15 protein-coding genes are annotated in these 13,959 nt (G+C 44.7%); 6 read left to right on the top strand and 9 right to left on the bottom strand.

All coding sequences use genetic code 11. The annotated features are described in order from the left end of the window. Positions 1–111 precede the first annotated feature (111 nt). Positions 112–555 carry a thioredoxin gene (gene trxA / locus Vsou_RS06910; RefSeq protein WP_188602877.1) on the bottom strand — a complete coding sequence of 148 codons (444 nt, stop codon included), beginning with the start codon at positions 553–555 and terminating at the stop codon, positions 112–114. 64 nt (positions 556–619) lie between these two features. After that, complete coding sequence (locus tag Vsou_RS06905; protein ID WP_188602876.1) at positions 620–1,480, bottom strand: TatD family hydrolase; 861 nt, start codon at positions 1,478–1,480, stop codon at positions 620–622. A 58-nt stretch (positions 1,481–1,538) separates the two neighbouring features. Here Vsou_RS06905 and trm10 point away from each other — a divergent pair, with 58 nt between their 5' ends. The 3 genes from trm10 to cmk are packed head-to-tail and all read left to right on the top strand — an operon-like array spanning position 1,539 to position 3,459. Further along, entirely contained in the window at positions 1,539–2,606 is a 1,068-nt protein-coding gene (gene trm10, locus Vsou_RS06900) for a tRNA (adenine(9)-N1)-methyltransferase Trm10 (protein WP_188602875.1), read from the top strand. A 35-nt stretch (positions 2,607–2,641) separates the two neighbouring features. Continuing rightward, entirely contained in the window at positions 2,642–2,902 is a 261-nt protein-coding gene (locus tag Vsou_RS06895; RefSeq protein ID WP_054844229.1) for an eL34 family ribosomal protein, read from the top strand. 11 nt (positions 2,903–2,913) lie between these two features. After that, positions 2,914–3,459, top strand: coding sequence for a (d)CMP kinase (gene cmk / locus Vsou_RS06890; RefSeq protein ID WP_188603054.1), 546 nt, complete (start codon positions 2,914–2,916; stop codon positions 3,457–3,459). Positions 3,460–3,807: 348 nt separating this feature from the next. On the opposite strand, the gene Vsou_RS06885 is transcribed toward cmk, so the two are convergent. From Vsou_RS06885 to Vsou_RS06860, 6 genes are all read right to left on the bottom strand, one after another. Then, positions 3,808–4,170: a hypothetical protein gene (locus Vsou_RS06885; RefSeq protein ID WP_188602874.1), complete on the bottom strand. Its 363-nt coding sequence runs from the start codon at positions 4,168–4,170 to the stop codon at positions 3,808–3,810. A gap of 98 nt (positions 4,171–4,268) precedes the next feature. Next, positions 4,269–4,529 carry a hypothetical protein gene (locus tag Vsou_RS06880; RefSeq protein ID WP_054844227.1) on the bottom strand — a complete coding sequence of 87 codons (261 nt, stop codon included), beginning with the start codon at positions 4,527–4,529 and terminating at the stop codon, positions 4,269–4,271. A gap of 65 nt (positions 4,530–4,594) precedes the next feature. Further along, a complete protein-coding gene (gene amrB, locus Vsou_RS06875) occupies positions 4,595–5,455 on the bottom strand; it encodes an AmmeMemoRadiSam system protein B (protein ID WP_188602873.1) in 861 nt (286 codons plus the stop codon). A gap of 136 nt (positions 5,456–5,591) precedes the next feature. After that, the gene (gene rpsB, locus Vsou_RS06870; RefSeq protein ID WP_188602872.1) at positions 5,592–6,269 is read right to left on the bottom strand and encodes a 30S ribosomal protein S2; all 678 of its coding nucleotides are present in this window, start codon (positions 6,267–6,269) and stop codon (positions 5,592–5,594) included. A 68-nt stretch (positions 6,270–6,337) separates the two neighbouring features. Next, on the bottom strand, positions 6,338–7,603 hold the full coding sequence (eno, locus tag Vsou_RS06865; RefSeq protein ID WP_188602871.1) for a phosphopyruvate hydratase: 1,266 nt from the start codon (positions 7,601–7,603) through the stop codon (positions 6,338–6,340). A gap of 69 nt (positions 7,604–7,672) precedes the next feature. Continuing rightward, positions 7,673–8,293, bottom strand: a complete 621-nt coding sequence (locus Vsou_RS06860) for an HAD family hydrolase (RefSeq protein WP_188602870.1) — start codon at positions 8,291–8,293, stop codon at positions 7,673–7,675. Positions 8,294–8,496: 203 nt separating this feature from the next. Here Vsou_RS06860 and Vsou_RS06855 point away from each other — a divergent pair, with 203 nt between their 5' ends. Next, complete coding sequence (locus tag Vsou_RS06855) at positions 8,497–10,104, top strand: NAD(P)H-hydrate dehydratase (RefSeq protein WP_188602869.1); 1,608 nt, start codon at positions 8,497–8,499, stop codon at positions 10,102–10,104. Between the two features lie 70 nt (positions 10,105–10,174). On the opposite strand, the gene Vsou_RS06850 is transcribed toward Vsou_RS06855, so the two are convergent. Beyond that, entirely contained in the window at positions 10,175–10,453 is a 279-nt protein-coding gene (locus Vsou_RS06850; RefSeq protein WP_188602868.1) for a hypothetical protein, read from the bottom strand. A gap of 294 nt (positions 10,454–10,747) precedes the next feature. Between Vsou_RS06850 and Vsou_RS06845 the strand changes: the two genes are divergently transcribed. Further along, positions 10,748–11,518: a hypothetical protein gene (locus Vsou_RS06845; protein ID WP_054844223.1), complete on the top strand. Its 771-nt coding sequence runs from the start codon at positions 10,748–10,750 to the stop codon at positions 11,516–11,518. 558 nt (positions 11,519–12,076) lie between these two features. Beyond that, entirely contained in the window at positions 12,077–13,957 is a 1,881-nt protein-coding gene (locus Vsou_RS06840) for a phosphoenolpyruvate carboxykinase (GTP) (RefSeq protein WP_188602867.1), read from the top strand. Positions 13,958–13,959: the final 2 nt, after the last annotated feature.

The raw sequence follows: 13,959 nt of genomic DNA, 5'->3' as shown, positions 1-13,959 counted from the left end.
CTAACAGCGCAGGAGACCAAATGAATAGGTACTCTGGGCAAAAATGAGGGATCAATCAAGTTAATAATACAATGCTAAATAATACGGAATTGAGTGCTGCAAATTAAATAATTACCGAGTGGTTCCCCCAACGCCCAGGTAAATCTCGATGTACCTCTTCATTGTATTAAAATCAACGGCACCGATTACCCTGTAAACCTCCTCACCATTCCTGAACAATATTGTAGTCGGTATGGACATGATCCCGTATTCAGCGGCTATTTCCGGGTACTCATCAACATTAATACGCCCAAAGAACACCTGACCTGCAAATACCTGCGATAGCTTATTCAATATTGGATCCATTATCTTACAGGGTATGCACCAGTCAGCATAGAAATCAATTACCGAGGCAAAGCACTCCCTAATTGATGAATTAAAATTATTACCACTAAGTGCAATAATACCGCTTGGGCACATTTGCCGCCTGGAATCGTTGAATGACGATTCCTTGACATGCATCATCAGCATCCTCCTGTACATCCTCTCAATCAATTCCCTCTCCTCATTACTCATCCAAAACCTGAGGTACTGCACCCTTTAAAAGTTCTTGGTGTCTGTTCACCACGCGTTATTTAACTCAATAAACCATACCATACACCCTATTAATATTGTCCATGCAAATCCTATGAAGGAAGTCCTCATTAATGACCCCATTACTCACGTAATTCCTTAATTTCCTAACCAGGGTCCATGGTGGTATTACGGCACCTGGCCTCTTTGGATCATCTATGAAATCACTCTCAACGACGAAACTTGGCCCATGCTTAATAGCCTCCTCAAACTCACCCTTCCTACCCATGGGTATTGATGGCATAACACTACCCTCATTTGCAATATCAATTGCCACAGGCTCCGCATGGTGCATGATAATACTATAGGGCTTATTACCCACTTTCCTAACCATGTTTATTATTGATGATGCGGTACTAATGCCGTTTCTCTCCAGATGTAGGTGAACCACGGCATTAATGTCCTTGGCTGCATTAAACCCGTACATCAATAGTTCATTAAAGAACTCAGTAATATCGCTGGGTACATCCCAATGGGGCCTGCCGATCTCCCCAATACCCACCGCCTTACCTTCCTTGATGTACCTAACCGCTAGGTCAATGCTCTTCTCCATGAACTTACGCACATCCTCCTTTGACCAACCCCCGCTAAGTAATTCATAGGCCTCGGCTGGGTGCACACCAACTATTGCTACAGCCTTAATGCCTTCCTCATTAATGACCCTTGCCGACTCCACTGTTATGTCATACATCTTCCTAACGCTATCAAGGTCGCCAGGCGTTAGTCCAAGGCTCCAGGTTAGGAGGGCCACTATGACTATGAACTTGCCGCCCTCTTTACGAAATCTCCTGGCCAATTCCCTTGGTCCAATACCACTAACTGGATTTGTATGCGCGTGGTTATCGCACAGGGGTAATTCAGTGCCCACGGTATATCAACAAGGGTTTAAACCCTTAAATTAATTTCATTAATTACTCCCGGACGTAATGATACTCGGCAAGCAATTACTGGAATTACTAAGAGGCTTAGGAATACGTAGGTTGTGCATACCACGTGGACTTAAGTGCAATTACTACCTACCGCAGTGCATAGCGGTAAATCTACTACTGGGTAGGTATGCATTATGCTTCGGTGGTTTCGGTAACACGACTACTTCAAGGTTCAATGACCTCGAGGTATTATCACTATCCTCAATGGGGGCAATACCATGCGATGCGCGTATAACCAAACCAAGTGACTGCATTGCATCACTGGATTTGCTAATGGATATACCCAGGAAGCCCCACTTCATAATCGACCTATCCCTCTGGGACGAACACACTAAATCCGAGAAGAATGAACTTGTGGAACAGGTACTCGCCTCAATAAGTACAGTACGGAGGTACCTCTGGGACACCAACCTGGAGTTAACAAATGCACCCAGCGAGTTCCTGGATAGCCTTAATAGGTTTACCAAAGGATTCAACCACAGGGTGATTATTAGGAGTTATGGCCCAGACATAAAGGGGGACGCTGTTATGCTTGACCCGGAGGGCGATTGTATACTTAATGAGACTATGATCACGGGGTTCTCCACATTTATCATTGGCGGTATTGTCGATAAGGAAAGACGCGTTAAGGGCGAAACTGGGAGGTTATATGGGGCGCTGGGCCTTAACGTGCCCAGGTGTAGGATAGAGTTGAGAGGCTCGATAATAGGTGTCCCCGATAGGATAAATAAGGTAATTGAGATTGTGCTAATGACCATATTCGAGACCGGAAGCATTGAGAACGCTGTGGTGATGGCAATGTCCAAGAAGGACAGGGTAAATAGGTTACTTTATGAACTTCAGAGGGCGGCGTACAGGATCCGTGGTGAGAACGGTGTTCTCTTAGCCGTGACCAAGTCCATGATTACCCGAATCAATTGGGTCAATGCCACAGAGAAGGAGGTGGAATTAGCCCTTAGGAAGTCCCACGTGATCGTACTAAGTAATGACGAATTGAATAAATACCTGTCCCTAGGCATTGCCAGGCCTGGCCCTGAGACCCATAGGTATGTTGATGCTAAGTAAAAATTAAAAACCCATGGTGTATTGACGAAACAATTATGCCAAGACCAGCATTGAGATCCAGGAGATTGAGGAGGATCTCCAAGAAGACGCCTGGTGGTCGACGTGTGGTACACTATGACAAGAGATTCGCGTCAAAACCTAGGTGCGCCATTTGTGGTAGGCCATTGAATGGCATTAATGAGACTAGAATTAAGACTGAGCATGTGTCTGGCTCAACGATTTCAAGACCCTATGGTGGTTATATTTGCCATAGATGCTTGGCGCTGGCCTTGAGGATTGCGGTAAGGCTTTCATAGATGTGACCTCAATGGGCGTTGTTGCTGTAAGTGGACAAGCCGCGAGTGGTAAGACTACGGTTGCGAGGAAACTAGCCAGTAAATTGAATTATCGGTTTGTATCAATTGGTGAGTTGTTTAGAAAAATCGCTGTTGAGAGGAACGTGTCTCTCGTGGAGCTTCATAGAATTGCTGAATCGGACTTCAGTATTGATAAGGCCGTTGATGAGGAATCCATAAGGGAGGCTAGGAAGGGCAATGTTGTGATTGAAGGCCACTTAGCCGCCTGGTTGCTTAGGGACCTAGCTGATGTACGTATTTACCTAAAGGCCGATACCAAGGTTAGGGCTCAGAGGTTATCAGCTAGGGATGGTAAGCCAGCAACTGAAGCAATTAGTGAAATAAGGATTCGCGAGGAATCAAACAGAAGGAGATACCTGACTATATATGGAATTGATATAAATGACCTATCACCATTCGACCTAGTCATCGACACCACATACATAGATGCTGATCAAGTAGTTGATTTGGTGTATAAGTACGTATATAGCGTATTGCAAAATAAGGGTAGCCTTTAGTTACCATCATCCAAGTAGTTCGCTAACCAACATAGGCAGCATAAGCCCTAATTAAGCAACGTGAAGGTTAAGTGGTCGTTAAAGGCCATTGGCCACAGGAGCTAGATCAAGGGCATAACTGAGATTGTTAAGAAAAATCCTCGAGATGAACTATGATAACGAAGGCAATAACAAGAAGACCCAGAAAATAGCCAATGCATTAGCGAAACTGCTGGCCATGGTAGATCATCCGCTTAGTTGAGAAAAAGGAGGAACGACTTGGACACACAAGCCTTGGAGCAAGCCTCCACAGCCTAACCTTCTAATTTTAATGACTGACTACCAAATGCTATATCCTCTTATGCTTGCTTAACCTATTATCTTTCTATATGCTCGTAGCCAGGTGTATATTGATTCACCGCCAGCCACGTACTTATCCTTCATTAGCCTGTAAGCCGATACGTAGCCCTTGTAGACCAGGTAAGCATAGTAACTATTGAGCTTGGCCTTGATCACGTTAGGCTTGTCGGACTTAGCCATGAGGAGGGCCATGTGGTATGCGTAGTATTCCCTGGTCTTAATGTCACCGTTCCACCATTTATCATAGAGTATATCGAGGAACCCCAGGTACTCATCAATCTTGTCCTTAAATGGGTCCCTAACGTGCCTCGTAAGGACCTCCTTTAATTCATCCTTCCAGGTTTTTACCTCCTTCGGCTGTATGATACTCATCAAGCTCTTTATTTTATCTACTTTCTATTTAAATCTTTCTCTTTTTCATATAAAGAGAAAATGATTGACATGCGCAATTCACTTAATAATACTAGAATTTACTTAAATCCTGGATTGCTTAATAAATACTGTATTGCCTGGTAAGAATATAATGCTATGGTTTTTAATAACATATATGACAGGTAACCCAGCTTATAAATTATATAGCCCACCATATACAGTAACTCGCTTGCCTGTTCATTACCAATACTAAATATATAAGTCTTTAACTCTGCCTTAAACGGCTCGACTATTGTATAGATTAGGGCAAGGGCTACTATTATCAATAATACCTCGAAGAATATCCTTAGGGCACTCATACAATCACTGAGGGAAAACCTAGGGAAATAAAGGAATTAAGTATTTTGATTAATTAATAACGGGGTTAGAGAAAAAATGCTATTGAGGCGTAACCCACTGTTTCAAGGGTGTAACCGCTTGTATCACCTGACGTGGCATGCCTTAATAAAACCACGTTCTTAACACCGAGCTTCTTAGCGGCAACTATGGCAGTGGCAATTGCGCCATATCCACAGGCAGATACGTCATAACGCTCAATAACATCAAGGAATGAATCATCATCGAGCCTAAGTACAGGATCTATGGCCCTCATGTCCTTCTCGGTGGTTATTTCATGGGGTTCATAGTGATTCCAGTCGCTGGAGGCCACATAGACTATGGAGCCAGGTTCATGGCTTGATATTATATCGGCTATTGCATTACCGAGATCCCTGGCAACTTCCTTAGTCTGTCTCCAAATTATTATTGGTACTATCTTAACGTTATTACCAAATATGTATTGAATAAAGGGTAATTGAACCTCAAGTGAATGCTCCTGGGTGAAGGCATACACATCGGGTTCCAGGTACTTAACCTTGCTCATTAAGTCCTTAGCTACCTCGGAATCAACCTCAAGTGCGCCAAGCGGAGTTTCCCAAGCACCCTCGGGGTATATGGCCACCGATGCACCAATGCCATAGTGATTAGGGCCTATTAGTATGAAGGTCCTTGGATTATGAAACCTGTAGATCTCGGCAAAGGACATTGCAGCTATGGGGCCTGAATAAACGTAACCAGCATGTGGAACAATAACTATTGGCACGGCCTTATACCCATCACGGGGTTGCTTAGTTAATTGGCCAGGACCTAATTGATGGCTTATTGCCCATTCAATCTGCTTAACTAACCTATCCCTATCCGCCTCATAAAAGGCGCCAGCAACCGCTGGTTTACGTACACGAGCCATACAAAAATAAGCACTAAACTTAGTGAGTAAAAACACTTACTACTGGACCTACGATTGAGTCAAAATGCGGCCATTGTTTTACCTTTATTGTATGACTACTGCTTCTACCCTTATGCTTGGGTATTTGCAGAGAAGATTATTGAGAAACTCCCTCAATTGATGCCTTAACCTCGAATTCCTCTGGCTGCACTGGAAGATCCTCATTCTCCTTCAGCTCACCCCTAATCCTAAGTACTTGCCTAGTCAATAACCAGTAGATCAGGGCTAGACTCCTTCTTCCCTTGTTGTTGCATGGTATTATTAGGTCTACGTATGATATCGGCGTATCTGTATCCACGAGAGCTATGACTGGAATACCCATTCTAGCCGCCTCCTCTATTGCCTGAGTATCAGCCTTTGGGTCCGTGGATATCAGTAGGTCGGTCTCTATGTAGTGGTTGAGGTTCGGATTCGTGAATGTACCAGGTATGAACCTGCCGGTTATTGCCTTGCACTTAACAAATTTACAGAACATCTCCACCGGCTTGAAGCCATAGGGTTTTGCTGAATAGGCAACGACCCTCTCCGGGTCATACATTGTGATCATCTTGGCAGCAATCCTAATTCTCTCATCGATCTTCCTTAGATTAAGGATTCTAAGTCCATCAGGCCTAACAGAGAACACGAACCCTCTCCTTTGCAGGTACGCATTGGATACCCTTGTGCCAAGTCTAACACCGGCAGCTAGGTATTTCTCAATAGCCATTAATAATTCCTCCTGTGCAGGTACTGGTGCTAATCCTTCATCACGCACTTCCTTACGTTCCTCACCCATTGTAAATTACGAAGAAAGTTTAGATTAATAAGTATTTCACCATCGGCACTAAGTGTGAAGCCAATGGTTCAATGCCTAAACCTTTGAGCAAGCAATTGATTCATCCTTGCTGCCCTCCCCATGTAGTCCTGGATTCTAATTAACTCATTGAGTTTGGTAATCCTCTCGCCACCCAGGACGCCGCTCTTAATTATTGGTGCTCCAAAGCCAACAGCTATATGGGCCAGTGTATCATACTCAGTATCACCGGACCTGTGGGACACCACTGGTGTATAGCCGTTGGACACCGCCAGCCTAACGGCCTCCCAGGCCCTTGACAAGGTGCCTATTTGGTCAGGCTTTACTATTATGGCGTTTGCGGCACCCTCCTTAATACCCCTTGATAATCTAGATGGATTAGTCGTGAATAGGTCATCACCAACAACTAGGCATTTATCGCCGACGGAATCCGTCAATTCCGCAAAGGATCGGAAGTCCTCCTCATGGAATGGATCCTCAACATAGACAAGCCCATACTTCTCAATCAATCCCTTAACAAACTCAAGCTGCTCCTTTGGCGTCCTTGAGATCCCCTCATTCGTGTATACATACTTCTCGCCATTCCATAGTGTTGATGCAGCCATATCAACACCAATACCAATTTCAAAACCCAACTTACTACTGACCTCCTTAGCAGCCTTGCTCAGGATATCTAAAGCCGTGCTTGTGGAGATCCTGGCTGACCAAGCTCCTTCATCATTACGACCGCCCGTGAATGCTGGGTCAGCCTTAACCAATTCCTTAAAGACGGTTCTATGGACTTCAATGTTTGCCTTAATAGCCGTGTAAATGTCCTGGGCTCCGTATGATACGACCAGGAACTCCTGAATGTCAGGGCCAAGACCACGGCTGTGCTTGCCGCCACCAATAACATTACCTAGTGGGTATGGTAAATCCCTAGTGTTGGCACCGCCCAGGTGCTGATATAGTGGTATTTCTAGGGCATTCGCGACAGCCCTGGCTACAGCCATTGAGGTGGCTATGGCTACCGCACCGCCGATTCTAGAGAAGTTCTCTGTACCGTCGATCTCCTCAAGCCTGGTATCCACCTCGCCCTGTATTGATGCATCGAGTCCCATTAGGTCTGGTGCCACGGATTTCTCGAACGTGCTTATTGCAAGGTCAACATTATCATTAGGGAAATAAACAACTTCATGTGAGCCCCTTGAGGCACCCGCAGGTGCTGCTGCCCTGCCATATCCGTCTGTTAGGTAGGTCTCGACTTCAACTGTCTCCTCCCCCCTTGAATTAAATATTTTCCTGATTCCTAAATCCTCTATTGTTGTGTCGGGCATGAATAAGCATAGGGCAATCTAGTATTAATACATTATTGTATGATGTATACGTTTACTTTACGTATACACCTACATTCCTAGTATTGCCTTTGTGACATCAATAAGTGGATAGAGGGTGTCTGAGTTTATTACAATACGTGCTATGTTAGCAACTTCCTCACTAACAGGGTTGTAGGCTATTGAGTACCTAGCTCTTCTGAGCATTGGTATATCCATATCGCTGTCACCGATAGCCATGGTATCATCCCAACTAATGCCCATTCCTGTAATTAGTTCATTAATGAAGTCCTTATTCTCGACATTAACCCTAACAGAAAGCAGGGTATTATCCTCGTTAAATATTAATTCGTTGCTAATGAAGTAATCAACATAGTTCTTAATGGGGATACCTGTGTAGTTTAATCCGCCGCTTACGGCAATGATTCTAATTCCATTATCTCTCAAAAACCTCAGCAATTCAACTGCACCTTTCCTAAGCGTTATTGGGATCTCGATCCAAGTCCTCGGTACGCCAATCCAGAGAAGCGCATCAGTGAGCGCCCAATCCCTGTAGTTAATAAGCCCTGAACTATAGGCAGCTCTATTGATCAATGCCCAGTTATCAGTACCAAGTACCTTATGTAGGTGCTGCCATGCTGACCTGAAGTACGTGAGAACTCCATCGACGTCCAGTATCGCTACCCTAATCATATATCTACACCGACATTAATGCCTAAGTTGTCTCAAATTTAATTATTGATTCGCCGCAAAGCATTACTGGAGGATTCCTCACGGGTATGGTTTTATTTTCATAAACGCTGATTGACCTAAGTAATCCAGTGCCATGATCATTTATGTCCCATTGTGTGCATTATACGAAAGCGTTTTAAAGGCGTTATACGGTAATTCTGGGTATGTCCATTGACTTTAGGAATTGGTCGTCAGGCGCCATTACCACGCTCGAAATGAGAGTTATTGATAGAAACGCGGTTTACATGGGCATTGATAGGCATATCCTTATGGAGAACGCGGGTAGGTCCGTAGCCACCGTGGTTCTTGAGAAATACCCAAGCGCGAGGAGAGTACTTGTTGTTGCTGGCCTGGGTGATAATGGTGGCGATGGGCTTGTTGCAGCCAGGTACTTGCATTCATGGAGTAGGGATGTTAAGGTGGTGCTTCTTGGTCGCATTAGCGATGCTAGGGAGGAACTTGTTACGGATAACCTGGGCATCCTTAAGGGTATTAATATTGATATCATTGAGGCGCCAACGCAGTATGAATTATTGGCTAGCCAGGAACTTTTTCATCCATGGGCTGAGGTGATAATCGACGCAATAATAGGGACTGGGATCAGGGGTATCCTAAGGGAGCCCCAGGCAACGGCTATTGAGCTAATTAATAAGTCATCGGCTTATAAGGTAGCTGTTGACATACCCAGTGGGTTAGACCCCGACACGGGTGAGGTTAGGGATATTGCAGTCAAGGCGCATGTTACGGTAACAATGCATAGGCCAAAAACAGGCCTTATCAAGGAGGGTGTTAATCAATATGTCGGTGAATTAATGGTGGCCGACATAGGTGTTCCTGAGGAGGTGGAGCATGTAGTTGGTCCTGGTGATTTGTATTACCTAAATTATGCCAGGAGGGCTGATTCCAAGAAGGGTGATAATGGGCGTATTCTCTTTATTGGTGGGTCCAGGGAGTTCACAGGTGCCATTTACCTGGCGGCGAAGGCTGCGCTTAGGACTGGCGTCGATTTGTCAATAGTAATGGCCCCTAGGGATGTGGCTAGGGACATCAGGGCACACGACCCTAGTATAATCGCCATGCCGCTCGATGGTGATTACCTGGCGCTTAATCACATAGACCAGATAATGGAGCAAGTGGGTAAGTCTCACGTGATAGCCATTGGCCCGGGGCTTGGGCTTAGGGAGGAGACTATGAAGGCAGTTGTTGAACTGGTGTCTAGGGCTGTGGGTATTGGTAAGAGGGTAGTTATTGATGCAGATGCCATTAAGGCCATTGGGGAGTTGAGGAGACAGGACTTGATCACTAAGAATGTGGTTGTGACGCCCCACGCAGGTGAATTTAAGTGGTTAACAGGCGTTGACGTTACCGAGGAAAAACCATGGTCGAGAGCCACCGTGGTTCGTGACACGGTCAAGTCAATACTAAGAGGCGGTGTTGTGCTTCTTAAGGGGAATGTTGATGTGATAACTGATGGGCAGAGGTACAAGGTTAATTTCACTGGTAATCCTGGAATGACCGTTGGCGGCACCGGTGATGTGCTTACTGGGGTTGTCTCAGCATTAATGGTTAAGGTTCAGGATCCACTTGAGGCGGCGGCGATAGGAGCTTTCATAACTGGGCTTGCTGGTGACTTGACGGTTAAGGAATTGGGTTATCATATAACCCCTGTTGATGTCATTGAGAACATTCCCAAGGTATTCAGGAAATTAATGAGTGTTGATTCGGTAATTGCTTCGTCAATTCATTCACAATCGCTGATGTTAATTGGCTAGTTTTATCAGGAGCCTGGAAGCGCATCACCGTATAAAAATCAGTATTCACTATCTCATCACGTTAATTAATTCACTTAAGGGGCACATTTATCTTTTTGCCTAGATCTGCGATCTCGTGTATTCTCTTTGCATTTTCCCGCGATTTCTTAAGGTCAAGTGCTATCTCTAATGGATTAAATGTTATTGTTAGGTTTACGTTATCGCCATCAGCACAGGCAACAATGTGTATCTTTGGGTCCTCAAGCAATAATGCTTCGCAATTAAAGTCTAAATTGCCATAATCGCCAATTAGTTGTTTCTTCAAGGCGAGCCACAACGCCCTCTTTATGGTTATTGTCTCTCTTATCATTTCAATTAATAATTTAATTTCGGTATAAATAAATGTTTCTCTCATGGTTAAGGTAGCAATCGGTTCTACGATGCCCCTTAGTTTCGGTTTTAACGCAATAAGGCGCTGAATTCCTCCGCAGTTTCAAAAATACCAAGCTTGAAGTAGGACAAGTTTTGTGGATCATTTAGGTTGAGGTTAAACCCTGCTGTAATTTGGTATTTTATTACTTTTTATTCGTTACAGGTGTTGTGCACTTTATTGGGGCGTGTAACGATCAAAATACTTAACCCGGGTTTGTATTGGTTGACCTTAATGAGTGGTAGGTTAGTGGGCAGGGTTGTACATGTAGATACTGGTGCTTTATCATTATTAGTAACTAACTACTTTCTGTCCCTTATTTCGGTAATGATGACTGAGGGGCATGGAATCAACATTATTCGAGTCATCCTAGTGACTGGACTGGCTGCACTTAATATTATGAGCCTTACAAGGGTTCACCTGAGTCTAATAGCCAGGGCGAGATCACGTGATTACCTACTATTCCTAGTGAATGTCCTTCCATACGCTGCGCTCCTAATTTACCTAGGTCCCTGGTTATTGATACCCACTGTACCATTACTATTATTCATAATTGAGGTGCTACGTGGTAATGGCAGGTCAGTGATTGCCAACGTGTCTGGGACAACGCTGATTGCCTCATCATACATAGCTTGGTATGTCCTCATGGGTGGTGAGTTGACGGTCAGGGCTATAGCACTGTCGATCGTGTGGATTATTTATCATGCATTTTCTGCATTATATGTTGAAAGTAAGTTACCCTTTAGGCAGGGTATAAGGCCTTACTATTCGTCAGTACTGTGGTTCATTGGATTACCAGCCCTGGTCTATGTATTATACGTAGGCAGTGGGTTATTATCTCTAGTGGTGCTTGTCGAACCCACTGTAAGGGCATTCCTTGCCATTAAAGAGGGTAAGTTGGGAATGGGTGATTTAAGAAATAGAATTAGGAAAATAGGCATTAGGTTGCTCATTGAGTCATTGGCATTGGCATGCCTGCTCATAATCTTTGGCTACCTATATTAACACCCCAACAATTTGGTTTCCGGCCTCTTCCTTGTTCTTGGGGTTGGTTCGTTGTCTTCATCTTAATTGTCAGTGGTCTTTGGTTATTTTACCCGTCTGGCGGTGGGTCATTGGCCAAGGCCTCCGGCCCATTACCCCCTTGACCTAGGCCCCACCTGGGTAATCCACCCCCACTTAAGTACACAACATACCCAGCAAACCCACATACCACAAAACCCCAAAGACAAAAATCAAAACCTCACCTATAGAAGGAGCAAGGCCTGCCCTACATGGTAGTGCATAAGCGTATAGCCCACGGTTTTTACTGAGTTGTGCTTGTCCTGTGCTTATGATACGTAGTTACCATTAAATTAATGTGCTGTGAATTATTTTGATGTTATTTATTGATAATGCAATCGACATTGCTGGTAAATGTAGCAAAACGACATTGGTAATTCAAGGTATACCTAGTATTACATGGTGCATAGTTGCCCCATGGGTTAAATAAGTCCACCCAGTATTTCCAATATGGATATTTATAGAGAAATAGTTATAAGGGCTAGGAAATAACTAGGTCTAATGGATCCGAATAACCCAGATGAGGTTAATCGGGTTCTCCGTAGTAAGTTAAGTGATGAAACGTACCGTAGATTAATGAGCATAAGGAATCCCGAATTATACAAGTTCATAACTTGGGCGATAGATCTCTGCAAGCCAAGTTCGGTATTTATATCAACAGGGAGTCCCGAGGACCTTGATTACATTAGGAGGAAGGCCATAGAGACTGGCGAGGAAATACCACTGAAGACTCCCGGGCACACTGTGCATTTTGATAGCCCTTATGACCAGGCCAGGGCACGTGATGACACAGCCATATTACTACCTGGTGGTCAGAAGTTGCCGTTCGTAAGGACTAAGGATCGTGATGAGGGACTGAGGGAGATATTCTCGTTACTTGATGGCATAATGAAGGGTAGGGAAATGCTGGTGGGCTTTTACTCATTGGGCCCCAAGGGCTCGCCATTCAGTATATTAGCTGTTCAAATAACGGATTCCTACTACGTAATGCATAACGAGAACATACTCTATAGGATTGCTTACGACGAATTTGTCAAGCAAGGTGAGAGGGCTAGGTTCCTTAGGTTCCTTCATTCCCAAGGCGAATTGAATGAAATGAAGCAAAGCAAGAACATTAAACAAAGGAGGATATACATAGATCTCCCTGGCGAGACCGTGTACTCAGTAAACACGCAATACGGTGGTAACAGCATTGGCCTCAAGAAATTAGCCCTTAGGCTCACGATTAAGAGGGCTATGGAGGAGGGCTGGCTCAGCGAGCACATGTTCCTAATAGGCGTTGAGGGACCGAGAGGTAGAGTTACGTACTTCACCGGTGCATTCCCATCATATTCAGGCAAGACATCAACAGCAATGATTGGCAGGTTACTCGGGGATGATCTTGCGTTCCTAAGGAACTTTAACGGCGAGGTTAAGGCAGTTAACCCTGAGGTGGGTGTTTTTGGGATCATTGAGGGTATAAACCCAGCTGATGATCCATTAATTTATGAGGTACTAACCAAACCCAATGAGATAATATTCTCGAACATATTGGTTACGGAGAATGGTGAAGTTTATTGGAACGGCATGGGCAAACCAGAGCCTGAGAGAGGCATTAACTACACTGGCAAGTGGTGGAAGGGCAAAACAGACGAGAAGGGTAATCCAGTACCGCCATCGCACCCCAACGCCAGGTTCACGGTATCACTAAAGGCATTCAAGAACCTAGACCCTGCTTATGATGATCCAAACGGCGTTGTCGTTGGCGGAATAATATTTGGAGGTAGGGACCCGGATACGCTGGTGCCAGTTTTCGAGTCCTTTAATTGGGAGCATGGCGTGGTCACAATAGCCGCATCGCTGGAGTCTGAGAGGACGGCTGCCGTGATTGGTAAGCCCGGCGAGAGGGAATTCAACCCAATGGCTAATCTTGACTTCCTATCCGTGGACCTCGGAGTCTACATAACGAATTACCTAAAGTTTGGTGGGAGCCTCACGAGACCTCCTAAGATATTTGGCGTTAATTACTTCCTTAGGGATGAACAGGGCAGGTTCCTAAACAGTAAGGAGGACAAGAGGGTTTGGCTCCAGTGGATGGAGAGAAGGATCCATAATGAACTTAACGCTATAACAACACCCATAGGCTATATACCGAGGTATGAGGACCTAAAGGTTCTATTCAGGGAGGTGCTCAATAGGGAGTATAGGCTTGAGGACTACACGAAGCAATTCGCGATAAGGACTGGTAAGCTACTCGAGAAGATAGACAGGGTTTGGAAGATATACTCGGAAATACCTACGATGCCGAGGAGGTTCTTCGAGGTACTCGAGGAACAGCGACAAAGACTGCTTGATGTAAGGAGCAAGTACGGTGATGTAATACCACCGCAGAAGTTTGAGTGATT

Source organism: Vulcanisaeta souniana JCM 11219, assembly GCF_026000775.1.
GTDB lineage: Archaea > Thermoproteota > Thermoprotei > Thermoproteales > Thermocladiaceae > Vulcanisaeta > Vulcanisaeta souniana.
The sequence above is the reverse complement of the archived record's forward strand: the minus strand, read 5'-3'. Positions and strand labels throughout refer to the sequence as shown.